The organism is Levilactobacillus suantsaiihabitans (assembly GCF_004745505.1).
In the GTDB taxonomy this organism is placed as follows: Bacteria; Bacillota; Bacilli; order Lactobacillales; family Lactobacillaceae; genus Levilactobacillus; species Levilactobacillus suantsaiihabitans.
The window spans coordinates 92,099-119,039 of the sequence record NZ_RKLX01000003.1; the positions used below are offsets into that span (position 1 = coordinate 92,099).

Annotated in this window: 23 protein-coding genes; 17 read left to right on the top strand and 6 right to left on the bottom strand. The window is 53.5% G+C overall.

The features are described 5' to 3' along the window. Positions 1-4: 4 nt before the first annotated feature. The 6 genes from EGT51_RS02865 to EGT51_RS02890 all read left to right on the top strand — a co-directional run bounded on the left by EGT51_RS02865 (position 5) and on the right by EGT51_RS02890 (position 4,905). Positions 5-862 carry a LysR family transcriptional regulator gene (locus EGT51_RS02865; protein ID WP_135367300.1) on the top strand — a complete coding sequence of 286 codons (858 nt, stop codon included), beginning with the start codon at positions 5-7 and terminating at the stop codon, positions 860-862. Between the two features lie 327 nt (positions 863-1,189). Further along, positions 1,190-2,035, top strand: a complete 846-nt coding sequence (locus EGT51_RS02870; RefSeq protein ID WP_125576142.1) for a sulfite exporter TauE/SafE family protein — start codon at positions 1,190-1,192, stop codon at positions 2,033-2,035. Further along, entirely contained in the window at positions 2,035-2,409 is a 375-nt protein-coding gene (locus EGT51_RS02875; protein WP_135367301.1) for a DUF1634 domain-containing protein, read from the top strand. Before EGT51_RS02870 ends, EGT51_RS02875 begins: the two co-directional genes overlap by 1 nt. A 94-nt stretch (positions 2,410-2,503) precedes the next feature. Beyond that, entirely contained in the window at positions 2,504-3,763 is a 1,260-nt protein-coding gene (locus EGT51_RS02880) for a multidrug efflux MFS transporter (protein ID WP_135367302.1), read from the top strand. After that, entirely contained in the window at positions 3,756-4,418 is a 663-nt protein-coding gene (locus EGT51_RS02885; RefSeq protein ID WP_135367303.1) for a GTP pyrophosphokinase, read from the top strand. Before EGT51_RS02880 ends, EGT51_RS02885 begins: the two co-directional genes overlap by 8 nt. A 91-nt stretch (positions 4,419-4,509) precedes the next feature. Next, positions 4,510-4,905 carry a hypothetical protein gene (locus EGT51_RS02890; protein WP_135367304.1) on the top strand — a complete coding sequence of 132 codons (396 nt, stop codon included), beginning with the start codon at positions 4,510-4,512 and terminating at the stop codon, positions 4,903-4,905. 810 nt (positions 4,906-5,715) lie between these two features. Here EGT51_RS02890 and EGT51_RS02895 read toward each other — a convergent pair. Beyond that, positions 5,716-5,916 (bottom strand): YjzD family protein, encoded by a 201-nt coding sequence (locus EGT51_RS02895; protein ID WP_135367305.1) that lies wholly within the window; start codon positions 5,914-5,916, stop codon positions 5,716-5,718. Positions 5,917-6,160: 244 nt separating this feature from the next. Between EGT51_RS02895 and EGT51_RS02900 the strand changes: the two genes are divergently transcribed. Further along, a complete protein-coding gene (locus tag EGT51_RS02900) occupies positions 6,161-7,357 on the top strand; it encodes a cation:proton antiporter (RefSeq protein WP_135367306.1) in 1,197 nt (398 codons plus the stop codon). 267 nt (positions 7,358-7,624) lie between these two features. Beyond that, a complete protein-coding gene (locus EGT51_RS02905; protein WP_135367307.1) occupies positions 7,625-8,236 on the top strand; it encodes a CadD family cadmium resistance transporter in 612 nt (203 codons plus the stop codon). Between the two features lie 560 nt (positions 8,237-8,796). On the opposite strand, the gene EGT51_RS02910 is transcribed toward EGT51_RS02905, so the two are convergent. Then, a complete protein-coding gene (locus EGT51_RS02910) occupies positions 8,797-11,508 on the bottom strand; it encodes a YfhO family protein (RefSeq protein WP_135367308.1) in 2,712 nt (903 codons plus the stop codon). A 1,083-nt stretch (positions 11,509-12,591) separates the two neighbouring features. Here EGT51_RS02910 and EGT51_RS02915 point away from each other — a divergent pair. The 7 genes from EGT51_RS02915 (at position 12,592) to EGT51_RS02945 (ending at position 22,100) form a co-directional block, all read left to right on the top strand. Then, the gene (locus EGT51_RS02915) at positions 12,592-13,284 is read left to right on the top strand and encodes a response regulator transcription factor (RefSeq protein WP_135367309.1); all 693 of its coding nucleotides are present in this window, start codon (positions 12,592-12,594) and stop codon (positions 13,282-13,284) included. Further along, entirely contained in the window at positions 13,274-14,617 is a 1,344-nt protein-coding gene (locus EGT51_RS02920; protein ID WP_135367310.1) for a sensor histidine kinase, read from the top strand. The genes EGT51_RS02915 and EGT51_RS02920 overlap by 11 nt, the downstream gene beginning before the upstream one ends. Before the next feature lie 763 nt (positions 14,618-15,380). Continuing rightward, positions 15,381-16,346, top strand: a complete 966-nt coding sequence (locus EGT51_RS02925; protein WP_135367311.1) for a LacI family DNA-binding transcriptional regulator — start codon at positions 15,381-15,383, stop codon at positions 16,344-16,346. 195 nt (positions 16,347-16,541) lie between these two features. Beyond that, on the top strand, positions 16,542-17,915 hold the full coding sequence (locus EGT51_RS02930) for an SLC45 family MFS transporter (RefSeq protein WP_135367312.1): 1,374 nt from the start codon (positions 16,542-16,544) through the stop codon (positions 17,913-17,915). 847 nt (positions 17,916-18,762) lie between these two features. Continuing rightward, positions 18,763-21,033 (top strand): glycoside hydrolase family 65 protein, encoded by a 2,271-nt coding sequence (locus EGT51_RS02935; RefSeq protein WP_135367313.1) that lies wholly within the window; start codon positions 18,763-18,765, stop codon positions 21,031-21,033. A gap of 433 nt (positions 21,034-21,466) precedes the next feature. Then, positions 21,467-21,658 (top strand): type II toxin-antitoxin system HicA family toxin, encoded by a 192-nt coding sequence (locus tag EGT51_RS02940; protein ID WP_135367314.1) that lies wholly within the window; start codon positions 21,467-21,469, stop codon positions 21,656-21,658. Positions 21,659-21,698: 40 nt separating this feature from the next. Beyond that, positions 21,699-22,100: a type II toxin-antitoxin system HicB family antitoxin gene (locus EGT51_RS02945; RefSeq protein ID WP_135367315.1), complete on the top strand. Its 402-nt coding sequence runs from the start codon at positions 21,699-21,701 to the stop codon at positions 22,098-22,100. Between the two features lie 275 nt (positions 22,101-22,375). Here EGT51_RS02945 and EGT51_RS02950 read toward each other — a convergent pair whose 3' ends face one another. From EGT51_RS02950 to EGT51_RS02960, 3 genes are all read right to left on the bottom strand, one after another. Continuing rightward, positions 22,376-22,813, bottom strand: a complete 438-nt coding sequence (locus EGT51_RS02950) for a hypothetical protein (RefSeq protein ID WP_135367316.1) — start codon at positions 22,811-22,813, stop codon at positions 22,376-22,378. Between the two features lie 243 nt (positions 22,814-23,056). Next, positions 23,057-23,326, bottom strand: a complete 270-nt coding sequence (rpsN, locus tag EGT51_RS02955) for a 30S ribosomal protein S14 (RefSeq protein WP_135367317.1) — start codon at positions 23,324-23,326, stop codon at positions 23,057-23,059. A gap of 500 nt (positions 23,327-23,826) precedes the next feature. Then, positions 23,827-24,858, bottom strand: coding sequence for an aldose epimerase family protein (locus EGT51_RS02960; protein WP_135367318.1), 1,032 nt, complete (start codon positions 24,856-24,858; stop codon positions 23,827-23,829). A gap of 270 nt (positions 24,859-25,128) precedes the next feature. On the opposite strand from EGT51_RS02960, the gene EGT51_RS02965 reads away from it, so the two are divergent. Then, a complete protein-coding gene (locus EGT51_RS02965; RefSeq protein WP_225428672.1) occupies positions 25,129-25,779 on the top strand; it encodes an alpha/beta fold hydrolase in 651 nt (216 codons plus the stop codon). Beyond that, positions 25,776-25,961, top strand: a complete 186-nt coding sequence (locus tag EGT51_RS13040; RefSeq protein WP_225428673.1) for a hypothetical protein — start codon at positions 25,776-25,778, stop codon at positions 25,959-25,961. Before EGT51_RS02965 ends, EGT51_RS13040 begins: the two co-directional genes overlap by 4 nt. Positions 25,962-25,988: 27 nt before the next feature. On the opposite strand, the gene EGT51_RS02970 is transcribed toward EGT51_RS13040, so the two are convergent. Then, positions 25,989-26,810 (bottom strand): Cof-type HAD-IIB family hydrolase, encoded by an 822-nt coding sequence (locus EGT51_RS02970; protein WP_135367319.1) that lies wholly within the window; start codon positions 26,808-26,810, stop codon positions 25,989-25,991. Positions 26,811-26,941: the final 131 nt, after the last annotated feature.

Genomic DNA, 26,941 nt, shown 5'->3' on the forward strand with positions numbered 1-26,941 from the left:
TTACGTGAATTTTCGTCAATTGGAGTACTTTTTAGCAGTGGCCAACGCCGGCCAGATTACGGCGGCCGCCCAGCAATTGCACATGGCCCAGCCCCCCTTGAGTTATCAGCTCAAGCAACTAGAGGCGGAATTGGGCGTGACTTTGTTGAATCGGTCGGCCACGGGAACGACCCTGACGCCAGCTGGTCAGTTGTTGCGCGACTACGCGCAGCAGTTATTGGACCTGCGCGAACGGGCCGACAGTCAGGTCCGTTCGTTAGGCCAAGGCTTGGCCGGTGTGTTATCGGTGGGGGTCATTTCTTCTTCCATCGGGGCCACGCCCAACGCGAAGTTGCGGACCTTGACGCGTCACTATCCCAAGGTCCAGATTCGGCTGTTCGAAGACAACACCTATGGGTTGATCGACCGGTTGTCCAAGCGCCTGATCGACGTGGCCATCGTGCGGACGCCCTTTACCGCACCGGGGTTGGCCAGTAAGGAACTGGCGACGGAATCCATGGTCGCGGTGGTTCCCAAGAAATACGACCACTTTCCGGCGGCCACGCTGAAGGTCGAGGACTTGGCCAGCGTGCCCCTGATTATTTATCGGCGCTTCGAGCACCTGTTTCAAACGACCTTTGCGGCCAAGCAGATGGCGCCCTTTATCGCCTGCACCTGTGACGATGCCCGGACCGCCGTGCAGTGGGCGGAGTCACGGATGGGGGTGGCGGTCGTGCCCCAATCAGTGGCCGAACAGACCAGCGGGGCGCAAACGGCGGTGCGGTTGATTCGTTACCAGCCGTGGCGCACGACCCTGAAACTGGTGTGGCCGGAACAAATCACGCCCAGCCCACTGTTACAGCGCTTCATTGATAGTTATTAAATATATGCTAAATACAAAATCAGCCGCCTAGCCATATTTATTTAATATGGCTAGGCGGCTTTGTGGTGAAACCGGTTCACCGCTTGGGGCTGAGTCATTTATCTGCGGTTGACTTACGGCCACTACGGCGGCCTAGTGAAACAATCGTTTGAATTCTATTACACAAGCAAAGGCTGATAATTGAACTAATGCCTAAGTTATCGCAATTAACCAAGTGAATGATGTAACAATTATTTTGACAATTACCGACTGACAAACTTGCCGCCAGCCCAGCAAAGGTTGATAATCAGTTAAGTAATTTGGATTGCATAGGAGGACAGCAAACTTATGATTCATACAGCTATTATTATGTTGGCCGTGGGGATCTTCGCCGGAATCGCCGGTGCCATTTTGGGCATTGGTGGGGGGATGATCATCACGCCAATTCTAACCCTGGGGATGGGATTAGATATTAAATACGCCATTGGGGCCAGCATCATTGCCGTGATTGCGACCAGTTCCGGGTCAACGATCGCTTATTTGCGCGACAACGTGTTGAACTTACGGGTCGCCATGTTTTTGGAAATTGCGACGACTATCGGCGCAATTGTGGGGGCTTTGTTGACCGGGGTGCTTGACCCCAAGTACCTGTACCTACTGTTCGGGTGTCTCTTGGTTTTCTCCGGGTGGAACATGTACCGCAAGTTGCGGCGTGGTCAGGAAGTCTTACAACGAGTCGAACCCGATAAGATTGCGGCTAAGCTCAAGCTAAACGGGACTTACTTCGACAAGGCCGAGATGAAAGATGTTGACTACCAAGTAGAAAATGTGCCCGCCGGTTTTTCCGTGATGTTTGGTGCCGGGGTGGCCAGTGGCTTGTTGGGCATCGGTTCCGGAGCCTTCAAGGTCATGGCGCTCGACACCTTCATGAAGATGCCGTTGAAGCCATCCAGCTCGACGTCCAATTTGATGATGGGGGTCACTGCTGCCGCTAGTGCCACGGTGTACTTCTTCAATGGCGCCATCTTGCCCGGCATCGCGGTGCCAATGGCCTTGGGCATTCTGGTGGGGGCCGTGATTGGTTCACGCATTATGCAGGTCCTGCCGGCACGGTGGATTCGCATCGCCTTCATTCCCATTATCTTGTACATTGGGTTTGAAATGTTATTTAAAGGATTGGGGGTTCACTTCTAATGGCAGAAAAACCAACAACGGCTAGGGAAATGGCCCAAGTCGAAACGATCATCGGCCGTATCTTGCAGGTCGGGGTCATCTTCTCGGCCATCGTGATGTTGATTGGCCTGGCGCTCTTCTTGATCACGGGCTATTCGGGCTACGCGGGGGATTTCGTCCCACGGCAAATGGGGATGATTCTTGCCGGCACTTGGCAACTGAAGCCCTATGCCATCATGATGCTCGGCGTGTACTGCTTGATTTTGACGCCGGTCTTACGGGTGGTCGTGTCGATCTACGCGTTTTATAAGGAAAAGGATCATTTGTACGTGGCCATCACCACGTTAGTCTTGATTATTTTACTGATTGCATTAGTGATTGGGGTCAAGGGTTAAACCACAGAATAGAAGCGGAGTCGCGGCGATGGTCGCGGCTTTTTTTGGTCCGTCAAAAGGGCGTAGGTATGCTAAACTATTAGATAACAATATGATGAGAGAGGCGACGAACGTGGGGACACGGAAAACGGAACAGTGGCGGCGAAATTTAGCGGTCCTCTGGCTGGGGACTTTTATTGCGGGGATGGGCTTCAGTGAAATCATGCCCTTCATCTCACTTTATGTGGACGACCTGGGGCACTTCACCCGCGGGCAATTGACGATGTACAGTGGGGTGACCTACGCGGCAACGTTTCTGGTGATTGCGGTGGTCTCCCCGTTGTGGGGCAAGCTCGCGGATCGCAAAGGCCGCAAATTGATGCTGTTGCGCTCCTCGCTGGGGATGGCCGTCGTCATTGGAATGATGGGCTTTGTCACCAACGTGTGGCAGCTGATTGGCTTGCGGTTCTTGCAGGGCTTTTTTGCGGGCTACATCCCCAACGCCAGCGCCCTGATTGCGGCGGAAACGCCCAAGGCCAAGAGTGGCAACGCGCTAGGAATTCTGACCACGGGTTACGTCAGTGGCAACCTGATTGGCCCGGTGTTGGGCGGAATCTTGGCCCAGGTCTTTTCGATTCGCTGGACGTTTATTTTGACCGGGATCTTCTTGATCATCGTCTTCTTCCTGAGCGCCACGCTGGTGCACGAGCATTTCACCCCTGTCAGCAAGGCGGCCCAGGCCCAAGCCGGGTTTTGGCTGAAACAGGTCAAGAATCCTACGCTGATCGTGGTTCTGCTGGTCTCGACTATGTTCATTCAGATGGGCAACAATTCCATCACGCCTATCATCAGTCTGTACGTGCGTGAGCTGATGCACCACACCGGGCCAATCACCCTGGTAGCCGGCATCATTGCGGCGTTGCCCGGGATCTCTACGTTGATGGCGGCACCTAAATTGGGTGAGTACGGCGACCGTCACGGGACCCAGCGCGTGCTGATCTTCGGCTACATTTTTGCCGTGTTGATGTACTTTCCGCAAGGGTTTGTCACCAGCATTTGGCTGCTGGGGCTTCTGCGGTTCATGATCGGTATTTCGGATGGCGCGCTCTTTCCGGCCGTGCAAACGATGCTGACCAAGAATGCGCCGCAGTCGCTGACTGGGACCGTCTTTAGTTGGAACCAGTCCTTCCAGGCGTTAGGCAGCATGCTGGGGGCGATGCTCGGTGGGGTCGTGGCCAACTGGTTTGACTACAGCGGCGTCTTCACCTTCACAGCCATCACCTTGTTATTAAACTTTTTATTATTATGGTGGCTAGCCCCAGAAATCAGACATTGGCGGGGATCATCCGCCACAAGGAGTAATGCAAATGACTGAGCAAAATTTACCCGTGAAATTTCCCAACGATCCCACGTCCCTCAAGGCGCTGGATAATTTCCGCACGTTGATGTTGAATTACCGCAGTGCCGTGCAGGTCGTTGAGACCAAGATCCATTACCTGGACCAGGAATACCAAATTCAACACGGCCACACGCTGGTCGATAGCCTGCAGTCGCGAATCAAGTCGCCTGAAAGTATCTTGGAAAAGGCGCAACGCAAGCACTTGGATTTTAATTTTGAATCACTGCCCGAACAGATGCACGACATCGCGGGTATCCGCATCATCGTGCGTTTTGAAGACGACATCTTGGCCATGGAACGGCGGCTGGAAAAGCAGCCGGACATCAAGGTGTTAAAACGTAAGGACTACGTGGCCAAGCCGAAACCCAACGGCTACCGCAGCCTGCATTTGATCTTAGCGGTACCGGTCTACCTGTCGGCTGGGGTGCAGGCGGTCACGGTCGAGGTCCAGATCCGCACGATTGCGATGAACTTCTGGGCCTCTTTGGAGCATGAATTAAGTTATAAAAAGAACGTCCGGCACCAAGACGAGCTGCGCCGCGAATTGATTGCCAAGGCCGAACTGGTCCACCAGCTGGATCAGGATATGAACGGCATCAAGAATCAGATTCGCGCCGAGGAGAATCAGTAGGGCCGTTCGTAATGAAAGCTTGCAAACAAATTCACAAATAACGCTGACACCCCGCAACCAGTGATACGATAAACACTGGAGGGAGTGGCGTATGATGTTTAGACAAAAAATGATTACCACGTTGGCCGTCGCGGCGGTCAGCCTAGGCGTGGGCACGTTGATGGCCCAACCGCAACCCGCGGTCGCCAAGGAGACAAAGACCCAGATTCCGCAGGCCTATCGCGGCCATTGGCGGTTGGCCCACTGTAATTGGGACCTGAAAAAAGGCACGCAACTCACGATTACTGCCACCGCGTTCAAGAGTCGCTTTGGCACGTATCAAGGCGACCAGCTGGGCGTGGATGTCGCGGCCCACGCTGTTGGCATTTACCAGGCGGCCAACGGGATGCAGGTCAGTCCCGAAAACATCCTGCAGCGCACGCATTACAACCATCACGTCGCGTTGAAGTGGACGTACAATACCGGGACGGCATATTACATTAAATAACTGAAGGTTGAAAGACGAGAATCAGCTGAAACTACTGTTATCATGTGCCTCATAGCGTTAAAAATAGTCGTTTTCGGCCTCACAATGCGAACTGTCCGCCTACCGTTCGCCAAATATGGGTTGGAACGCTGGGGCGGACGGGTCGAGCCAAAAGACGGTCTCGACACCTCGCTTTGAGCCGAAAAACACGTCTCAAAGACGCCAGTTGCCTAAGCGGCATGAACCGCGCCGCTAAGGCAACTCCCACGGCTGAACCCATATTTGACGAACTCTCGGCTAAGATGGTGCGTGTTAGTAGCAGTCGTCTTAACCCCAGGTAGTAGCTCATTAATGACTGATCTTTGACTAACACAGTGTTACTGATAATCGCTACCTTGCCGGAGGCAGCCAGGGTGGAGCCAGCTGTGTCGGCGGTGTTGGCTGAGGTTTTGTCTCAGCCTACAGCGCGGGACGACTTGAGAGACTGGCGGTTTTTGCCAGGCTCTCAAGCGAGGCGGAAGACCGCCCCTCAGGCTGGAGCCGTTCCCCAGAGCAGGCGGAACCCTGGCTGACGCAGGCGTCTGATTTCACCAATCTTAGGTGTCGGAACACTTTCGTTACGGTAATCAGCGCGTTAATTTCACTTTCAACCTTCAGTTAAATAAGTTAGACAAAAGGAGCGTCGTAAAGCCAGTGGGGTTTTACGGCGCTTTTTTTAGAGCCGGCCAATGTTAACGGTAAGGCGGCCAGTCCCCGCCACGACGAGTTTTGGCCAAATAAAAAAGCCTCAGCGTTAGCCAAGGCTCGGTTATCGATCATGCTCAACGTGAATTATTTTTCACTGGAAGCTTGGTCGTCACGGCTAAGTAGCGTGATCCCGTTGACCGCGATCACAGCGACAACTGCCATCGAGACCCCAATTTTCAAGGGTTCCCAAGTCATTTGTTCCAACGTACCACCGATGTAACCCATAACTTCGCCGAAGATAACGGACCAAAAGATCACGACTAAATTAGATTCAAGCCACTTCACACGTGTCACCTCACAATCGTTATTAGTTTACCACGATTCATGACTGAGCGGGTAATTAAGTTTTAGCTGGCGTTGAAATTTCTGCGGCAAATGCGTCTGAGTTGCGGGGGGACGGGAATTCAAGTATACTGTGAATAACTGAAAAAATAGATGGTTGAAGCGGCTGCTTTCAAGAACGATGTCTTCCTTGGGTTGGGAGGACCGTTTTGGCGGGCGCTTTTTTCGTGCAAAAGGGAGGCAACTTGTGGAATTACTAAAAGATTTAACGTTGATTTTATTGGCCACCACGATCGTTGGTCACTACTGTACCCGCATCGGGATTCCTGCGGTGATTGGGCAACTGTTAGTGGGGGTTCTGGTGGGCCCGGCACTGTTGGGGTGGGTCACGCTGACGCACTCGCTAGAGAGCTTTGCGGAAATTGGCGTCATTATTTTGATGTTTATCGCTGGGCTGGAAAGTGACCTGCAATTATTGAAACGCTACCTGAAACCCAGCGTGTTGGTCGCCTTGATGGGGGTCTTGATCCCCGTGATTGGGACCTACGCCGTGGGGCTGTTTTACCACCTGGGCACCACGGAAAGTTTGTTCATTAGCGTTATTTTCGCCGCCACGTCCGTGTCCATTTCCGTCGAAGTCTTGAAGGAAATGAACGCGCTGAACAGCCAAGAGGGAACGACCATCTTGGGCGCCGCCGTGGTCGACGACGTGTTGGCCGTGGTCATCTTGAGCGTACTGGTCAGCACGACCGGAACGGCGGTGGGCGACAGTGCCGCGCAGTCGTCCAGCCTACTGTTGACGACGATTGAACAGGTCATTTACTTTGCCGCAATTTACTTCGTGGTCCGTTGGCTGGCGCCGTACATGGCTAAGATTGGCGAACGTCTACTGATTCCGATGGGGCCGACTTTGATGGCCATCATCCTGTGTTTTGGCATGGCCTACGTGGCCGAATTGGTGGGCTTGAGCGACGTGGTCGGTGCCTTCTTTGCCGGCATCGCGATTTCGCAAACGACTGCTCGTTCGACCGTCGACCGGCACATTGAACCGGTGGGCTACGCGCTGTTTATTCCGGTCTTCTTCGTCAGCATCGGTCTGAACATGGACTTCAACGGCTTGGGCAAGCAGCTGGGCTTCATCGTCGTCTTGACGATTGTGGCCGTCTTGACCAAGTTGGTCGGCGCCGGCAGTGGGGCCAAACTGGCGGGCTTTAGCTGGGGCAGTTCCACCGCCGTGGGTGCGGGGATGGTCTCCCGGGGTGAAATGGCTTTGATCATCGCCCAGATTGGGTATCAGGCCAAGTTGATGTCACCGGTGCGCTACTCCGCCATCGTGGCTGCCATCATCGTGGCCACCTTGTTGGCACCGTTCCTGTTGCGCTGGACCATGGACCGTGTGCACCGGCACGACCGCGACCGCTCGAAAGTTCGCCCAGCAGAGTAACGGGCAATGCGCAACGCGTTGGCCGTATGACTCACGGGTCCGTGGTTGTGCCGTTAGCCGAACATCTTGTCACGTGAAGACTTTTGGCTAACGGCGCTACCAAGCCGTGAAGAGATATTTCATTTTAAAATGTAAACAAACGACATCGGCCAGCGCTGATGTCGTTTGTTTGAGTTCAGCGGGTTGCTAAAATTGCCTACCAACAGGGGGTAAAAGTGTGCTACACTGCAATTGTAAATGCTTTCACTACAGATAGGAGTGCCCGTCATGTTGCAGACCGTTTTGACCGCCATTATGCTCTACGTTGCGACCGCCGTTGATTTACTGGTGATCCTGTTGATTTACTTCGCCCGGGTGACCGACAAGCGACAGGTGCGTGACATTTATTTGGGGCAGTATTTGGGCTCGGTCACGCTGATCGTGGTGAGTCTGTTCTTTGCCTTCGTCCTGCATTACGTGCCGGAAAAATGGCTGCTGGGACTCCTCGGACTGATTCCGATTTACTTCGGGATCCGGGTCTGGTTCGTGGCGGACACCGGCGAGGAGCGAGCGGAGTCGCGATTGAAAAATAAGGGCCTGAGCCAATTGACGGCCACCGTGGCCATCGTGACGATTGGCAGCTGTGGGGCGGACAACCTCGGCCTGTTCGTCCCGTACTTCGTGACGCTGGACCGCAGTCAGCTGGCGGCCACCCTGATCACCTTTCTGGTCATGATTTACCTGCTGGTCTTCACGGCACAAAAAATCTCGGGTCTGCCCCACATCGGCGCGTTCATCGAGCGCTACAACCGCTGGGTGATTTCGGCCATCTACCTGGGGCTAGGGGCCTTCATCATCGTGGACAACGGCACGATTCCCCAATTATTGAAATTCTTGTAAAACAAAAGCCACTACCTAGTGCCAATGCATGGCGCTGGGTAGTGGCTTATTTTTACATGGATTAAACCAATGCCTACGGCTGCCAGGGGTTCCGCCTGCTATGGGGGACGCCTCCAGCCTGAGGAGCGGTCTTCCGGCTCGCTTGGAAGCCTGGCACAAAACCGCCAGGCTTCCAAGTCGCCCCACGCTGTAGGCTGAGACAAAACCTCAGCCAACACCGTCGACACAGCTGGCTCCGCCCCTGGCCTCCTCCGGCGATGATAGTCGTGATCGGACCCATACGACTGTTGCCAGCTAACCCGGTGGTCGGCAGCCAATGACCGCTAACGTAGCCGAGAGCTCGCCCAATATGAGTTCAGCCGTGGGAGTTCCCTTGGCGGCATGGTTCTGGCCACCTAGGGAACTGGCGTCTTTGAGACGTGGGCTGCGGCTCAAAGCGAGACCGAGACCGTACTGTGGCTCGGTCGGTCCGCCCACCGCGTTCCAACCTCATATTGGGCGAGCGGTAGGCGGCCAGCACGAACCATGTCATGGCAGCCGCAGGCACTGGTCTATGCTATTTAAAATTTCGCATGCCGGTCACCCTCATGGTGCTTGAGCGGCCGGTGCCATTCTGCGGCGAACCACAGGAAGACGAAGAGTCCCAGGCTGATGGCACTGATGATGGCGCCCAACTTGAGCCCTGGCGTCGTGTAGGTCAGCGTGACGTGGTTCTTGCCGACGTGCAGCGGCACGCCGATCATGCCCTTGTAGTTTTGCCGTACGGGAATCAGCGACTGGGCGTGCATGGCCGATTGAATCTTGACCGGCCGACCGTTGACCTTGGCCGTCCACCCCGGTGTGTCCGGAATGGCCAGGTACAGCAGCGACCGTTGCGGCGTCCCCGTGACGTCGCCGGACAGCCAGGTGACGCCACTCTTGGCGCGTAGCTTGAAGCGTTGTTGCTTCAGGCTGGTGACCAATTTTTCGTAGCGCTGCTGGTTGAGCGTGGCAAATTGGTTGCCGTATCCCTGCAGCGGTCCCTGGGTGACGTAGCTAATTTTCAAGACTTCGCCGCGCGTGTGGTGACCGAGGCTGATCAGGTAGCGGTAGCCGTCGGCGTTGATCGCCGGTTTCATGGACTTGCCGTTGACCTTTAGGCTGGAGTAAACGATGGAATTGGTTGGCGAATAGCCGTGCAGCAACCCCGTCGCGGTGACGCGCACCGTAAAGGTTTGGATGAAACGCTGACCAGGCAGTTCCGTGGTGCGGGAAACGCGTTTGAGGTCACTGACGGCGGCCCGATGCGTTTTCACTCGCAAGACTTTCACGGGGGACAGAGTATTGGGTTGGGCCCCGAGTGCCCGTAACACCCGCTCCTGGTTGACCATGGCGCTTTGGTCGTCAAGTTGCAGGTGAGCCAATTCGGCGGGAACGGCAAAGCCAATGCCGGCGTAAGCGTTCAGCCGGTTGACCGTCGTGCCGTGCAGGCGGTATTTGACGCCCATCAAGGTGTCCGTCAAATGCGTGTACCCCTGAGGGCTGATCCGGCGCACGTTGGGGCTGAAGTAGCCGAGGTCGTGTTGGAAGACCCGGGCCTGTTCGACCAGCGTGGAACTGTAGGAGCTGATACCCGGATACCGGTACATCAGCGGATCATTGTAGTGGTTGTAGGCACCGTCGTAGGCCTTGCCGATTTCATCGTGGGTAAAGTCGATGCGGTGCAGATTTGGTTTGGCCTTGGCCGCCGAGACCTTGGCCAACGTTTGCGAATCCTGGCGGAAGTACTTTTCAAATTTGGGTTGCGAGCCAAATTCCATGCCTTGCGTCGCCCACAAAAAGTTGCCGCCCAGCTCCAGGCATAGCAGTGTGCCCAGCAAGCCAATGCGCACGGGCCGCCATTCGCTGATGAACAACAACATCGTGTTGACCAACAGCAGTCCCAGTGCCGGCCACACCAGGTGAAAGGCCGGCTGGCTCAGGACGTACAGGTCGTGGTTGTAGTTGGGCAGCAGGTGATCCCAGACGACCGGGATGACTTGCGCACTCAAGAAGCCGATGACCAGCAGGCCGGCGCCCCAGACCAACGCGAGGACCTTTTGCGGGTCGTTCATCGATTGGGCGGGGTGCGTTTGCCAGGCGCGGTAGGCCGTGACCAGGGCTAGGAACGTGAAGAAGTAGACGTTGCGGTACGGAAAGCCAGCCGGTTGCTGGAACATGTGCCAGGCGGTATTTAAAATCGTGACGAACAGGCCCAATCCCATGACGATCAGTAGCCACATGGTGCGGTTCTTCTCGACGGCTTTGACCTGCGGCGACACGAAGAACACGATGAGTAGCAGAAACATCAGCATGCCCATGAACAGCGACGGCGCGTGGTACAGGTGAGACAGGTAGCTACTGGTCCCCGGCGCAAATTGGGCCAAAACTTCGGGGCCAAACATCGGCGTGGGCAGGTAGTTGTTTAAGAAGAAATTGCTCTTGCCCGTCAGCAGCATCCCCTGCGCCGTCGGAATCAAGACGACCATCGACATGCCCCCGGCTAGCAGCGAGCCGACCGTAAATTGGCGAATCGCCGGCCAGTGCATGTGCCAGACGTTCTTGAATGGCGTGGGTGTCGGTTGATGTTCAATGATCAAATAGATGAAGTACATGACGGAAAACAGGCAGGTCATATAACCCATATAATAATTACAAATAATCGTGGCGGTCAGACTGATAGTGTACAGGCCGTAGTGGTGCAGGCTGACGATGCGGTGCAACCCCAATGCCACCAGCGGCAGCCAGATCAGCGAATCCAGCCACATCATGTCATAAAAGTACATGCTGACAAAGCCACACAGGCTAAAGGCCGTCGTGAACAGCAGCATGGACCAGCCGCTGCGCAAGAAGGTGTGCCGAATGAAGAAGGCCATGGTCAGCCCAATCGTACTGATTTTAAGGATGATGATCCAGGTGACCGCAATCGGCAGCTTGGTCGCCGAAAAGGCAAAGACCAACAGGTTAAACGGGCTGATGATGTAGTAGGTCAGCAGGGGGATGATCCCGCTACCGGACCCCAGTGAAAATGAAAATAAATGAAACTGACCGTGTAACAATGTCGCCCGTAAATTTTCCAAAATGGGCACGTACTGCGTCCCCATATCGCTCAATAATAGGTTCCGTGGGCCAAAAGGTGTCACCTTAAGTCGCCAAAAGATTAGACACAGAATGACGAATGGAATCAAGAATGCTCCCCCATACACCCACCGGCTAACGCGTAGCGCCGCTAGGGTGTGCCGTTGTTGCTTCATGAATACCCCTCCGTTTAATGAATCGTGCATAAATCGTAGTGTGTGTTGCTGGGGTGGCCTAACCGACTGCCGCAGCTAAATCAGTGCCGGGTGGATCAGCTGGCGCCCCTCATCGTTAATAGGGACAACGAACGCGCAACAAACGTCTGTCCTTATAGAATACCATAGCAAGTTGCCTTGACAAAAGTCTACCGCAAATTGCTGATAGTTCCGTGAGGGAGGCGTTAAACTTCGCAAAAACTTAGCGATTGGTAAGGCCAATAACTTAAGGTTCTGTTATTGTTAATGGTGTAGGGTATAATTTTACTTGGGTCAATCGTTGCGGGGTGGTAAACTTTAGCCAGCACATTGATGGCATTGTCGGGGCTGGCCGCCCTACCGTTCACTAGATAGAGGCCAGACGTGCCAAACCAGTAGCCTGCGCCAGGTAGGGGTTCCGCCTGCTATGGGGAACGGTTCCAGCCTGAGAAGCGGGCTTCCACCTCGCTTGAAAGCCTGGCCCAACTCGCCAGTCTCCCAAGTCGTCCCACCCAGTAACCTGGCACAAAACGCCAGCTAACTGGGTCGACACAGCTGGCTCCACCCCTACCTGGCTCCGGCAAGATGGGTGCGTTCAAGCCACGATGCGTTGGCTGCGTAGCGTGTCACCGTTAGTCGCTTGATGTGATGCTGCCAGGATGCATGATTGGCAAGCGTTACTGTAACTAGTGTTCTAGAAAACCTCAGCTTTCAGTGAATGCTATCCCTGCGAACTGGCTTCATGGGTGTACCCCAAGGAACTGTTGTGTGAAGTCGCTCCTGTTTCTGGTACACATTGCTGGCAACCACCACCGTAGCCGTGAGCCCGCCAAATATGGGCTCAGCCGTGGGAGTTCCCTTAGCGACATGATTCTGGTCGCTTAGGGAACTGGCGTCTTTGAGACGGGGGCTTCGGCTCAAAGCGAGGTCGAGACCGCTCTTTGGCTCGACCGGTCCGCCCACCGCGTTCCAGCCCATATTTGGCGGGCGGTAAGGCGGACGATTTAGACAGTGTCATAAATAACGAATGAACATTAAAGAAGAAATTTCAAGGAGGAATGCCCGTTGCCTAGTACTGCGAAGGTGTTAGTTGTTGAAGATGAAAAAGAATTGTCCGCGGATATTGTGGAGCTGATTGCCCCTATCTGTGAGACCACGGCGGCCTATGATGGCGAGCAGGGGGAATTTCTTGCGAGCCAAGACGTGTTTGACGCGATTATTTTAGACCTGATGTTGCCAGGCGAAAGTGGGCTGGACCTCTTGTTACACATCCGCAACAAGGGCGTGAAGACCCCCGTCTTGATTTTGACCGCCAAGGACACGATTGCCGACAAGTTGCGGGGCTTCAATGATGGGGCCGATGACTACGTGACTAAGCCGTTTCACCGGGAGGAATTACTGGCGCGGATGAAGGCGTTATTGAAACGTACCGGCCATTTGAACAGCAGCGATGTAATTACCCTCGGCCAGCTGGAAATCAACACCAGCAAGCATTTAGCCACCTTTAACGGCGAACCACTGACCTTGAAGGGCCGTGAGTTTGACCTGCTGGCTTATTTGGTGGCCAATCCCGGCACCATCATCACCAAGGAACAAATTTTCAACCGGCTGTGGGGCTTTGATTCCGAGACCAGCCTGTCCGTGGTGGAAGTCTACATGAGCAATTTGCGTAAGGAACTGAAGAACGCTGGCAGCAACCTATCGTTACGGACCATCCGCAATGCGGGGTACATCATGGAGGCCCCCGATGAGCAATAAAGTAAACCGCGCGCAACAGTGGCGGCTATTTTGGAGTAGCTTCATCGGCTTCACCGTCATCTTCGTCCTGCTGGGGGTCATCGTCTTCGTCTTGTTTCGGCGGACGATTCTGACCAGCGTGGACCAAACGTTGCGGGTCGAACGCAGTGCGCGTTTGGCTGGGCCGCCACGGACGACCACCCAGCAACCCTTTGGCCAAAAGGGCGCCAACCAGGGCCTGCAGCAAACGCAACACAAGGCCATCCATCCCTTCATGACCACCACGCTGATTTTTGACCGTAACGGCAAGATTCTCAATAAAGAACAGCTGGGCTCGCGTTACGACACGCTGAAAAATATCACGCTGGACACCAGTGAGCAGGGGCGTCTGCACACGATTACGATCAACGGTAAATACAATTTCCGAACGTTGCTAGTCAAGGTGCCGACTACCAACGCTGACAAGACCTTGGCGGGCCATTACCTTTTGATCCTGGAAAATATCGACCCACAAAAGGCCGCGATGCGCACCTTTACCAAGGTCATGTTGATTACGATGGGGGTCTTTTGGCTCCTGTCCATTCTGATGAGCGTCTGGATGTCGCGCCTGACTATGCGGCCAATTCTACGGTCGTGGGGCCGGCAGACCGAGTTTGTGGGCAACGCTGCCCATGAGTTGCGGACGCCCTTGACGATTATTCAAAATAAATTGGAACTCCTGTTGACCAAACCGAACGATAAAATTATTGATCAGGCCGAAAATATCGCGATTGCCAGCAGCGAAAGTCAACGCCTACAAAAGCTGACCCAGGATCTATTGGCGCTGGCCCGGTCGGATTCCAATACGCTACAGACGAACTTTGAGAAGACCCACGTGGCCGGTTTCTTGGACCACACGGTGGAACCCTACACGGAAATCGCCGCCAGTCAGGGCAAAAAATTGGTGCTGGCACCCATCACCGATTTTGCCGTGACGCTGGATCAAAACTTGATTCACCAGCTCATGAATATCCTGATTGATAATGCCATGAAATATTCGCCTAAGGGCAGTACCATCACCGTTTCCGCCAAACTAATCGGGCGCAAGTGGCAACTGGTGGTCGCCGATCAAGGCATCGGCATCAAGAGCGCCGACCGGCAACGCATCTTTGATCGCTTCTACCGCGTCGATTCATCGCGGAGCCGCAAGACCGGCGGTAACGGGTTGGGCTTGTCAATCGCCAGCTGGATCGTCAGCCTGCACCACGGCACAATCGTGGCCAAGGGAAACGACCCCCACGGCACACAGTTTGTGACCACGCTGCCAGTCACGCCCAACAACGGACTGACTAGTCGTCGCGATAAAAAAGCCTAGAGTGAGACCAAAGGCGATTAGCCGACGACCATTAAGGGTGATCCTGGTCTTGGAATGTTTGTTGATTAAGCAAAACCGGTTGCCTTGGGGCACACGTTTCACCCATGTCAAGAGGACACACGCTAGCCTGGAAAATCATCCAGGCTATTTGTATATCGTGGTGTTGACCGAAACTGCCCACGACCGCCAGGAATTCTGGCGAGGGGAGTGGACTTGACGGTACGTGATGACGAGTCCCGGTAGTCGGCAGGGCTAACACTTTCGCTGTTGGAAGCCGGTGCGTCGGCTGAGCGGAACAGACAGCCGCAAGCATCAGGCACATTGAAGATGATTGCGGCAATCCGCAACGTGGTCGGGTTTAGCGACAGTTGCTGACCACCTGTCCCGTAGCCGAGAGCGGTGGCAAATATGAGTTCAGCTGTGGGAGTTCCCTTAGCGGCACGGACCACGGCGCTTAGGGAACTGACAAGTTGGAGACGTGGGTTGTCGGCTCCGACTTGAGGTCCGAGACCGTTCTTTGGCTCGGGCCGGCGCCCTCAGCGTTCCAACTCATATCTAGCGAACGGTAAGGCGGTCAAGTTTCCACAATCTCGCCCTCAGTGTTCCAGCCCATATTTGCCACCGCGGCAAGGCGGCCAGCCCACACAATCCCGTCAGCAACCCCAACTACCAGGTAAACCCGGAAAAAGTTTCAATGCATCCGGTTCTATGGTAAGGTGGTTTTATGATAACTGCGTGATTGCACAAGGAGTAGTCAGAAAAAATGTTAACTATCCGCGACATCGCGGCGAAGGCTGGTGTGTCTGTTTCCACGGCCTCGCGCGCGTTAAACAATAACCCCCGTATCAGTCAGGCGACCCGAGAACGGATCCAGGCCCTGGCGGAGGCGGAGGGGTATTTACCCAACTATAATGCCAAAAACCTCACGGCTGGCGAGGCCAATGCGGTCGGGGTCGTTTTCCCGACGGCCGACCACAGCCAACCGGAAAACCCGTTTTACATCGACCTGTTGCGGGGCATCAACAGCCAGCTGACGCAACGGCATTACGTGCTGTCGGTGGCCATCAGTAAGACCGCCGATGAGCTGTTGGAAAACGTCAAGTCCATGGTGGCCCAAGGCAAGATCAAACGCTTTGTTCTGATGTACGCCCACCACGACGACCCCATTGCGGCCTTCTTGCGGCAACAAAAGCTGCGGTTCGTGACGATAGGCCAGCCCGATGACCATCCCAGCGATTACTTCGTCGACAACGACAACCTGGAAGCCGGCATCGGTGGAGCGACCTACCTGCTGGACCAGCTGCACGTCAAGCATCCGGTCTTCGTGGAGTCCAGTCACAACTGGGCTTACGAACAACAGCGGCGACAGGGCTACGAACGCGTGGCGGCGACCTTCAACGTCGAACCGTTGACCTGCAAGTTGGGCGAGCTCAACCGGGTTCGGTTGTTCATCAAGCAGCATCCCGAGATTGATGGCATCATGGCCACGGATGATTTCAACGCGATTGAATTTTATCGGTTAGTTCGTGAACAGTCGGCCGTCAAACATTTTCCCATCGTCAGCTTTAACCACTCGCTGCCGGAAGGGTTGACCGACGCCAACCTGCATTCCATTAACCTTTTCCCGGAAAAAATGGGTTCGGCGACCGTCGCGTTATTGTTCAGTGACCGGGAACCATTGGCCACGCCGACGCCGGGTCGAATCAAAATTCCGTACGAAATTAAATAGTTTTTTTAGGTTCGTTCAACTGGCAATAAAGCCCGTGAGCGAGCCTTTTTAAATTGTCAGGTGAACTGCCAAACGACAAATTTAGTCGCAAAAAAGTTTGCGCAAACGGTTGCATTAATTTTAAAGCGGTGCCATAATATGCAATGTAATCGTTTTCAGCAATTATTATTTGTTAGTTTGAGGAGGTATTTTCACATGTCAGATGTTGCTTCTGCAAAGGCACCAACAGCTGAAGCTAAGCCGAAGAGTGGCTTGCCTAAACTGTCTGCCAGTACCATTTGGATGATCAACTTTGGTTTCTTGGGGGTCCAAACCGCCTTCACGTTACAAAGTTCCCAAATGAGTCGGATCTTCCAAACCATTGGGGCCGACCCCAATAGCTTAGGGTGGTTCTTCATTTTGCCACCACTGGCTGGATTGATCGTTCAACCAATCGTGGGTTATTATTCCGACCGGACCTGGGCGCCTAAATTAGGTGGTCGCCGGTTGCCATACCTGTTGTTAGGGACTATCGTCGCGGTCATCGTGATGTGTCTGTTGCCAAACTCCGGGAGTATGGGCTTTGGTTACGCATCACTGGCGGCGCTGTTGTTCGGGGCTATCACCGTGGCCTTCTTGGACCTGTCTTCTAACGTGGCCATGCAGCCCTTCAAGATGATGGTCGGGGACATGGTTAACGATGATCAAAAGAGTTATGCTTACGGGATTCAAAGTTTCTTGTCCAACACCGGTGCCGTATTAGCGGCCATCCTGCCATTCCTGTTTGCGGCCGTTGGGATTGCCAACACGGCGTCCAAAGGGGTCGTGCCCGCAACGGTTAAGGTTGCTTTCTATGTTGGGGCTATCCTGTTGGTCATCACCAGCCTCTTCACTATCTTACGGGTCCACGAATACGACCCAGATACCTATGCGAAATATCATGGGATCACCAAGGAAGATAACGCTGAAGGTGGGAACTGGTGGACGTTACTGAAGTCTGCACCCAAGGTTTTCTGGACCGTTACTTTAGTTCAATTCTTCTGCTGGGTAGCTTTCCAATACCTGTGGACTTACTCCGCTGGGGCCATCGCTGCCAACGTTTGGCACACGACTAACGCCGCTTCTGCTGGTTACCAGGCTGCTGGGAACTGGTACGGGGTCTTGGCTGCCGTGCAATCCATCGCTGCGGTTGTTTGGTCTTACGTCTTAGCAAAATTGCCAAACCGGGTCCACAAGTTGGGCTACGCCGGGAGTTTAGGCTTAGGGGCCATCGGGTTCTTATCCGTCTTCTTCCTGCACAATCAATACGCTTTGATCGTTTCATTCATCTTAGTTGGGATTGCCTGGGCTGCGATGAACACTTACCCATTGACCATGGTTACCAACGCCTTATCTGGGGCCCACATGGGGACTTACCTGGGCTTGTTCAACGGGTCCATCTGCTTGCCACAAATCGTGGCTTCCCTGGCCAGCTTCGCGCTGTTCCCATTATTGGGTGGCGCCCAAGCCAACATGTTCTTGTTAGCCGGTATCATCATGGCTATCGGGGCCGTATCCGTTGGGGCCATCAAGGAAACGTACAAAGCTTAATCGTTTGAAATTGCTGGATGAACGTTTGATTTAGATGATTTACTAAAGGTTGAAAACTGAAAACTGGCTAGAATGATTGTCGTCAAGTGACTGATGACGTTAAGGTGAGTCGGTTACAGCCTCGTAGTAGGGACTGGCCGCCTACCGTCCGCCCAATATGGGTTGGAACGCGGTGGGCGGACCGGACCGAGCCTGAGAAGCGGTCTCGGCCTCGCTTTGAGCCGAAGGTCGCGTCTCAAAGACGCCAGTTGTCTAAGCGGCATGAACCGCGCCACTAAAGCAACTCCCACGGCTGAACCCATACTGGGCGGACTCTCGGCTACAAGGGTGATTGTCAGCGACGACTGGTTTAGTCATAGTCGGCAACGCGGTGGCAACTAGAATTCTAGTTAGCACAATGTTGCTGATGACCACTAACCCGCCGGAGACAGCCAGGGATGGAACCAGCTGTGTCGACGGTGTTAGCTGAGGTTCTTACTCAGCTTACAGCGTGGGGCGACTTGGAAGACTGGCGATCTGTGCCAGGCTTTCAAGCGAACTGGAAGCCCGTTTCTCAGGCTGGAGGTGTCCCCCATAGCAGGTGGAATCCCTGGCTGACGTAGGCTTCTGGCTTCACTAGTCTTAATGGACAGAACGGCGTTGTTCCTGGATGCTGTTTTCAACCTTTAAATGATTTAAGAAATGAACTTCGGTCGACGGTTGTCCTGTCTGCCGAGGGAGCGGCCTAGCGGCTTAACCGAGACTGGGTCATGGAAGTCCATGATGTAGGCGGCTGACCACCAGCGTCGCTCTTTTCTGTGATAGAACAGTTTGACTGATTGACTAAAACAAAGGAGACCTGTTAACCATGAAACGTATTTTTGAGGTACAACCATGGAACGTCATTACTCATACTTTTGACCCGAAAGACAAGCGTCTGCAAGAATCCATGACGAGCCTGGGTAACGGCTACATGGGCATGCGTGGTGACTTTGAAGAAGGGTACAGTGGCGACTCATTGCAAGGCATCTACTTAGGGGGTGTCTGGTATCCTGATAAGACCCGGGTCGGCTGGTGGAAGAATGGCTACCCGAAGTACTTTGGGAAAGTGGTCAACGCGGTCAACTTCATCAAGTTGCCGATTGAAATCAATGGACAAGCCATTGATTTAGCCAAGGACAAGTTCAGTGATTTTACGTTGGACTTGGATATGAAGCAGGGCGTGTTGAACCGCTCCTTCACGGTTGAACGTGGCGACGTCAAGGTTGCTTTGACCTTCCAACGCTTCTTGAGTGTAGCCCAACAAGAACTCTCCGTTCAAAAGGTCACGGTCAAGAACTTAAGCGCTGACAGCGTGGACGTCACGATCAAGCCAAGCATCGATGCCGACGTCAAGAACGAAGAAGCCAACTATGATGAACGCTTCTGGGACGTCTTAGCCGCCGAACAAGGCCAAGACAGCGGTAGCATCGTGGCCAAGACGACACCGAACCCATTTGGCACACCGCAATTCACCTCTGGGATGGAAATGCGCACGGTCACGGATTTGAAGAACGTCGCCGTGACGCAGCCCAACGACAAGGAAGTCGTCAATGCCTACACCGGCAGCCTGGCACCCCAAGCCGAGACCAGCCTGGAAAAGCGGGTCATCGTGGTCACCTCTCGCGATTACGACACCCAAGACAAGTTGACGGCTGCTATGCACCAGTTGAGTGATCAGGTGGCCAAGTCGACTTATGAAGACCTCTTATCAGCGCACACCGCTGTTTGGGCAAAGCGTTGGGAAAAATCCGACGTGGTCATCAACGGCGACGACGAATCACAACAAGGGATCCGCTTCAATCTGTTCCAGCTGTTCTCCACTTACTACGGTGAAGATTCCCGCTTGAACATTGGGCCTAAGGGCTTCACCGGTGAAAAGTACGGTGGTGCCACTTACTGGGATACCGAAGCCTTTGCCGTTCCCGTTTACCTGGGTATCACGAACCCAGAAGTCACCCGCAACCTGTTGATGTACCGTTACAAGCAACTGGACGGGGCTTACGTCAACGCCAAGGAACAAGGCTTAGACGGTGCCCTCTTCCCAATGGTGACCTTCGACGGGATCGAATGCCACAACGAATGGGAAATCACCTTCGAAGAAATTCACCGGAATGGCGACATTGCCTTTGCCATTTACAACTACACCCGTTACACGGGCGATACCAGCTACGTCTTGCATGAAGGGGCTAAGGTCCTCACCGAAATTTCCAAGTTCTGGGCTGACCGGGTCCACTTCAGCAAGCGTAACAACCAGTACATGATCCACGGCGTCACGGGTCCTGACGAATACGAAAACAACGTTGACAACAACTGGTACACCAACATGTTGGCGCAATGGACCTTGAAGTACACGTTGGAAATCTTGGACCAGGTCGACCACGATACGGCCAAGAAGTTAGCGATTTCCGCTGACGAAAAGGCCAAGTGGCAAGATATCGTGGACCGGATGTACCTGCCTTACGACAAGGACTTGAACATCTTCGTCCAACACGATGGCTTCTTGGACAAGGACATCGAACCCGTCAGTGCTATTCCAGAAGGTCAACGCCCAATCAACCAGAACTGGTCATGGGATAAGATCTTGCGGTCACCTTACATCAAGCAAGGGGATGTCTTACAAGGTATCTGGGACTTCATCGACGACTACACGCCAGAACAAAAGAAGGCTAACTTTGACTTCTACGAACCACTGACGGTGCACGAATCCAGCCTGTCACCAGCTATCCACTCCGTCTTGGCGGCTGACTTGCACTACGAAGACAAGGCCGTCGAGCTTTACAACCGGACGGCCCGGTTGGACTTGGATAACTACAACAACGATACGGTCGATGGCTTACACATCACGGCCATGACCGGTGGTTGGATCGCCGTTGTTCAAGGCTTCGCTGGCATGCGGGTCCGCAATGATCAATTGCACTACGCTCCATTCCTGCCTAAGCAATGGCAAAGTTACAGCTTCCGGCAAGTCTTCCGTGGTCGTCTGATCGAAGTCAGCGTCCACGCCGACGGGCCACACTTCAAGTTGATCAGTGGGGAACCATTGACGATTGACGTGGCTGGCGAAAAGGTTGAGTTGACTAGCGCGGTTACCGAATAATTTATGAAATGTAAAATGACGTTCACCAGATTGTTGGTGGGCGCCATTTTTGTTTTGACTGACATTTTTAAAACTTAACGGGAAAAAATCTTAAGAATTTTTCAAACGTATGTTCCCCTAAAGCTGTGTAGTGATATGCTATAATTAACCCAATCTTTAGGGGAGGTACCCGTCTATACATTCTAACTTATAACACCCAGGGTTGAGCTTCAGTTCGATATGACTTGGGTAAACCCAAGTGACGTGAATCGCTGGCAAAACCAGCGTACTATTTATTTTGTTGAATCAACAGTGTGGTGATTGTTGGTTTTTCTTTGAACGATTTCAAAATTGAGCATACCCTAGACAAAAATTTTAATCGGATTTGTGAGTAGTATGCTTGACCTAGTACGTATTAAGGCGTATAGTCTCATTTGTGGGAGGAGTATGGCATTTGAAAATCACTGTTAAAGAGGTTCTCGACGAGCTTGCAAAAGCTGGATATACCGAAACACGAGTAAAGGGCGATCATCATCGATTTGAAGATGAATGGGGGCACAGAGTAACCGTCCCCTATACTCGCCCTAAAGACACCGTTAGTCCGACCACATACCGGTATATTAAGCAGCAAGCAGGATGGCATTAGGCAATGCTTTAAAAGAGTCGCACACAATGAGGTGAAAATAATGGCGAAAGAAAAAATTGTAGTTTATCCAGCCGTTTTTATCAAAGATGCTGAGACGGCAACATTTACGGTAGTTTTCCCTGACGTTTCTGGCGCAATTAGTCAGGCCGATTCGCTGGGTGAGGCGATGGTTAAAGCTGAAGAAGTTCTGGGGTTAATGCTATATGATGAACCGAATCTGCCGGAAGCATCTTCCTTGGCAGAAGTTCAGCGCACACATCCTAAAGACACGGTCCAGTGGGTTGCTGTCGATTTGGTCAAGGCGGCCAAAGGGGTTACCAAGCCATTGGTTAAGAAAAACACGACGATTCCAGCAACATTGGCACATGAGGCTAGTGAACGCGGTATTAACTTTAGTGCCGTATTGACCCGGGCATTGAAGGCAGAATTGGGAAAGTCTTAGTGAAAAATATGATTGATTAACTTGACGTTTGATAGTTTTGCAAATAGGACCACAGCGATTGACTGTGGTCCTATTTGCTCGACCTGTCTGCCCCAGCGTTCCAACCCATATTTGACGAACGGTAGGCGGCCAGTTCGCATCATGTGGCTGTAAACGACTATTCTTGACGCCATGAGTCGCATGCTAACGGTCGTTCCAACTGATTTTCTTCTTTCAACCTTCAGTTTTAACAACGAAAAACGCCTACCCGCAATTGGGATAGGCGTTTTTGTCTGTTAAAAATCTTTAGGCAAGTTGGTGCGTTGCTGTTCCTTGGCGCGTACCAAGGGGGCCTCATCTTGCCAGTAGGTCAACCATTCGCCGCTGGTGGTCAGACTTTCGAGCTCCAGCTGCTCGGGGACCAGCAAGTCTTGTTCGAGCCGGTCCTTGAAAGCGGTGATAAGCTGCTGGATAACGCCCAGGTTTTCCGCCAAATCGGGGCCACCCAGGGTGTTCAATTGTGGGGCAAATTGCTGGCGAACGGCCTGCTCAATGTCGCGGAGTTTGCGTGCGTTGACGCGTGCCAGCTTGGGTTGGTTGTGAACGTCAAATGCCACGGCTGGTGTGACACCAACGAATTGCGCGTTGATCTTGGGGGTGTCGATGCCGTAAGGGGAGGCGTCACCGTTACCGAAGACGTCGAATTCCTGTAGGACGGTTAAAACTTCTGCCATGTGTCATGTGCTCCTTCGTATTTGCGTATTGGCCCTAGTTTACGGCATAGAAAAACCCACGTCAAACGGGGCTGCGTTTGGTGTGGGTAAGAATTGCCTGTGAAGGTTGAAAGTGTGATTAACGCGTTAGTTCCCAGAATGACGGGATTCTCCCCGCTAAAGATTAGTGCAAACGGTAGGCGGCCAGTTCCGGTAATGAAGCGGCTAACAACTCATCCTAACGCCATGGGTGCTTCCTAGTTTTTACCAGCTAGCCTTGCGAACGCCGGGAATCTGGCCTTTGTGGGCGAGCTCGCGGAAGTTCAGGCGAGACAAGCCGAATTGGCGCATGTAGGCGTGGGGCCGGCCATCCAAGTGGTCACGGTGGTGCATCCGAGTTGGTGAGGCGTCGCGGGGTAACAGGGCGAGCGCCGCGTAGTCCCCGGCGGCCTTCAGTGCGGCCCGTCGCTCGGCATAACGTTCGACGGTCGCTTCGATGCGCTTAGCTTTTGCAATCTTTGACTTCTTTGCCATGAATCAGTGATGCTCCTTTATAGTTAGAATAGTAATAATTACGTTTTAACAATCTATCATAGCGCCCAGGAACCTGTCAACGAAAGCGACCTGAGAATCCGTAGAAAATAGCCACCGCCCATCCCAAGTGAACTTTAGGGGATTGGTGGTGGCTATTAGATGATTGATGGAAGTTAAGTTCGGTCAGTAGGCCGGCGTTCAGACGCGGATACCGGACCAGTTGAAATCGAAAATACAAACAGACGACCTAAACCAGTCGGTCAATCGATCACGAATCGTAGCCGAGAGTGGTGGTAAATATGGGCTCAGCCGTGGGAGTTGTCTTAGCGGCGCGGTTCATGCCGCTTAGACAACTGGCGTCTTTGAGACGCGACTTTCGGCTCAAAGCGAGGGCGAGACCGTCCTTTGGCTCGACCGGTCCGCCCACCGCGTTCCAGCCCATATTTACCGCCACGGCAGGCGGCCAGTACAACACCCAACGCGGCCAGCTCCACACTGGCTTAGTAAGTCAGATCGTAAGTGATTTCGTACTGCTTGGTCTCGCCGGGTGCCAGCTTGACGTCGCCGAACTCGGGGAAGTTCTGCGAATCCGGTAAGGTCTGTGCCTCTAACGCCACGCCCATGTAAGGCTGTCCGGCGCCAGTGGCTAATTTCATGTCGGAGGTAAAGGAGTTGGCCGTGAAGACGACCAGGGCGTTACGTTGGGACTTGATGGTCACGGCGCGGCCGGATTGCGGATCGGACAGCTTGGCAATCGTGTCGTCGGCGCCCGGAGTGACGTGGTAAACGTCATCGAAGCCCTTTTCGGGGATGTCTTGTAAGCCACGGATGGCGCGACCCAGGTTTTGTCCGTCGGCGAAGTCGTAAGGCGTGCCGGCGTTGGCAACCATTTTACCTGTAGGCAGCTTTTCGCCGTCGAGGTCTAAATGTTCTTGGCTGTTGATCTGCAGCGTTTGGCCGGAGATCAATTGATCGTCGCCGACGTTGAAGTAGACGTGCAGCGTGGGGTTGAACAGAGTCAAGGCCGTGGTGTTGCCTTCAAAGGTCAACGTGACGCGGTCGTGGTTATCCAGCGTGTAGATCATCTTGGCGGTCAGATCACCGGGGTACGAGTCGTCGGCGCCCTTGAAGGTGTGGGTCAAAATGATCCGGGCCTTGTTGGGGTCGGTCGTGTCGAGATTGCCGGCCCAGTTGACCGTGTTGAAGCCGTGCGGGCCACCGTGCAGGGTATTTTGACCTTCATTGGCGTCGACGTGGACCGTTTGGCCGTCGAGATCAAAGGTCCCGCGAGTGATCCGGCCGGCAGTTCGGCCGATACCCATGCAAACGTAGAACGGATTAGCTAAATAATCCGCCATTTTGTGGTAAGATAGCACCAGATTCTTATCACCCTTGTCAGTCGGTACCGTTAACTTGTGTAAAGTGGCGCCCCAACTCAAGATGGAAAGAGTCACACCATGATCATTTTCAATTGTATACTCTGTGACGGCTTCGTTTTGGTAAGTGTCCCAGTGTTTCGTTGCAGTTTGCATAGCAAGTCCTCGATTCTATTTTTCTGAAGCGTTTTCATTTTAACCCTATCATATATTTTTATCCGGACAATTGTCAAATGCATTTTCCGCTAAAATGACGAAAATGGGGGAAAAATGTCACTGAGGAGGCGAGATGAACCGAATTTTAACTTATGCGGATGAATTTTAAACACGATTGGTTAACAGAAGTGATTGTTTTTCTGCACAAATTTTCACTTGTACGCAATGAAAAGAACTGGCATAATAGATAAGTTCAAGGAGGGTTGCGGTATGGCTAGTAAATTAACTGCGCTCCCAATGGTTTTGGGGGCTAGCTGGTTAGGCTTGTACTGGGCCAGTCGACAAACGCTGGGCAGCGAACCGCTGAAACGGCGCCGACCTGATTGGCCGTATACCGTGACGCCGACGCTATTTGTGCCAGGCTGGGGTGGTAATGCCTGGACCTACAACCGGCTCTTGCGGTGGTTGGCGCGACAGGGGATGGGCCATCAAGTGCTCACAATCTGTGTCGACCGCCACGGCGGGCTGCGCGTGAAGGGACATTGGCCCAATACCGCCAGCAACCCCTTGATTCAAGTCCTGTTTGATCATCCCTTTACGGCGGATTATCAGCAGCAGATCACCTGGATCACCAGTATTTTGCGGTACTTAAAAAGCCACGACCAAGTGACGACCTACAATTTGGTCGCCCATTCTTGGGGTGGCAGTGCTGCGGTTAGTAGTTTATTTTTGCATGGTGGTGCGGCGGACATGCCCCAACTCAACCGGATGGTCTTGTTGGGGGCGCCCGTCGATGAACATGACCGAACGCACCCCGTTGATGCAGCTTTTCAGCGGCTTCAAGCCGTGCGGGCCGACCTGGGTAACCCCTCGGTCCCGGCACCATCCACAACGTCTATGGGACGCTCTCAGGACGGTTGACAGACGGCTCCGTACCGGTCTATCAGATTACGGCGCTGCGGTCACTGGTGGCCCCCAGTTCACTGACGTATCACGAACACCACGTTGCCGGTATTGGTCACGGCCGGCTACACGCTTCGCCACAAATGTGGCGGTTGATTGCGCGTTTGCTGTGGACTGACGATGGCCTAGACCCTAAGTGAATCAAGTGACGAATGGTTTAGCTACTTTTAAACTTCACCGGCTAAAATGGCGTCAATGACGTTTAATACGCCGTCGTGATTATTATCGGTGGGCGTGATGAGGTCGGCGACGGCCTTAACGCTGGCGGTCCCGTTTTGCATGGCGACCCCTAAACCAGCGTGCGCCAACATGTCGCGGTCATTGTCGTTATCTCCAAAGGCGGCGATTTCGGCCGGTGTAATGTGCCAGGCCTGTGCCAGTTCGGTCAGGCCGATTGCCTTGTTCATGTGGGCAGCCACGATGTCGATGCTCCCAAAACCACTGGCCATCGCATTGATTTGCCCCGGAAAACGCGCATTCAAGCGGGCGGCCAAGGCCTGGATCGTCTCGTTGGGCCATTCACCGTTGATCTTGTAGATAGTGTCTTCGACCTGCGTGAGATCCGCAACCCGGACAATGTTGTTAAAGAAGTAGTCTTGCGACGCCAGGTCGCTGGGCTGGTCGTCTTGGGGGATGTAGGTGCCATGCGCCCCGGACAACCGTAAGATTTTGGGCCGCAACTGCGGGTCTGCTAAGATTTCGGTGATCACTTGGCGGACCAGTGGTAGCGGTAAGGCGGTTTCCAGACGCGTTTGGCCCTGGTCGACGATCTGAGCCCCGTTTTCCGCCACGAAGGTTTGGACGCGTGGTGTGGGGGCAAAGACCCGTTGTAAGTGGCCCAAATGGTTCCCACTGGCCACGACGAAATGAATGCCAGCTGCCGTCATGCGGGTCAGCTGGTCGTCAAAGCGGTCATGGTTGTATTGTCGCTGTTGATTGAGAAAGGTGCCATCGACATCGGTGGCAATCAGTTTAATGTTGTGTGTCATCGTCTTCTCCTTGATGTTTTTAAGAATTTCTAATTTTAATGATAAAGGCTTCAAGTAGGGAATTCAATGGTGTACGTTAGCTGAAGAGTCAAAAAAGGGTTCGAATTACTAGTGTTTTTAACCAATATGCT

Excerpts from the sequence above, each read along its gene's own strand:
- EGT51_RS02870 (WP_125576142.1), top strand. The coding sequence starts at position 1,190 with ATGATTCATACAGCTATTATTATGTTGGCCGTGGGGATCTTCGCCGGA.
- EGT51_RS02875 (WP_135367301.1), top strand. The coding sequence starts at position 2,035 with ATGGCAGAAAAACCAACAACGGCTAGGGAAATGGCCCAAGTCGAAACG.
- EGT51_RS02880 (WP_135367302.1), top strand. The coding sequence starts at position 2,504 with ATGAGAGAGGCGACGAACGTGGGGACACGGAAAACGGAACAGTGGCGG.
- EGT51_RS02885 (WP_135367303.1), top strand. The coding sequence starts at position 3,756 with ATGACTGAGCAAAATTTACCCGTGAAATTTCCCAACGATCCCACGTCC.
- EGT51_RS02890 (WP_135367304.1), top strand. The coding sequence starts at position 4,510 with ATGATGTTTAGACAAAAAATGATTACCACGTTGGCCGTCGCGGCGGTC.
- EGT51_RS02905 (WP_135367307.1), top strand. The coding sequence starts at position 7,625 with ATGTTGCAGACCGTTTTGACCGCCATTATGCTCTACGTTGCGACCGCC.
- EGT51_RS02910 (WP_135367308.1), bottom strand. The coding sequence starts at position 11,508 with ATGAAGCAACAACGGCACACCCTAGCGGCGCTACGCGTTAGCCGGTGG.
- EGT51_RS02920 (WP_135367310.1), top strand. The coding sequence starts at position 13,274 with ATGAGCAATAAAGTAAACCGCGCGCAACAGTGGCGGCTATTTTGGAGT.
- EGT51_RS02925 (WP_135367311.1), top strand. The coding sequence starts at position 15,381 with ATGTTAACTATCCGCGACATCGCGGCGAAGGCTGGTGTGTCTGTTTCC.
- EGT51_RS02930 (WP_135367312.1), top strand. The coding sequence starts at position 16,542 with ATGTCAGATGTTGCTTCTGCAAAGGCACCAACAGCTGAAGCTAAGCCG.
- EGT51_RS02935 (WP_135367313.1), top strand. The coding sequence starts at position 18,763 with ATGAAACGTATTTTTGAGGTACAACCATGGAACGTCATTACTCATACT.
- EGT51_RS02945 (WP_135367315.1), top strand. The coding sequence starts at position 21,699 with ATGGCGAAAGAAAAAATTGTAGTTTATCCAGCCGTTTTTATCAAAGAT.
- EGT51_RS02950 (WP_135367316.1), bottom strand. The coding sequence starts at position 22,813 with ATGGCAGAAGTTTTAACCGTCCTACAGGAATTCGACGTCTTCGGTAAC.
- rpsN (WP_135367317.1), bottom strand. The coding sequence starts at position 23,326 with ATGGCAAAGAAGTCAAAGATTGCAAAAGCTAAGCGCATCGAAGCGACC.
- EGT51_RS02960 (WP_135367318.1), bottom strand. The coding sequence starts at position 24,858 with ATGCAAACTGCAACGAAACACTGGGACACTTACCAAAACGAAGCCGTC.
- EGT51_RS02965 (WP_225428672.1), top strand. The coding sequence starts at position 25,129 with ATGGCTAGTAAATTAACTGCGCTCCCAATGGTTTTGGGGGCTAGCTGG.
- EGT51_RS02970 (WP_135367319.1), bottom strand. The coding sequence starts at position 26,810 with ATGACACACAACATTAAACTGATTGCCACCGATGTCGATGGCACCTTT.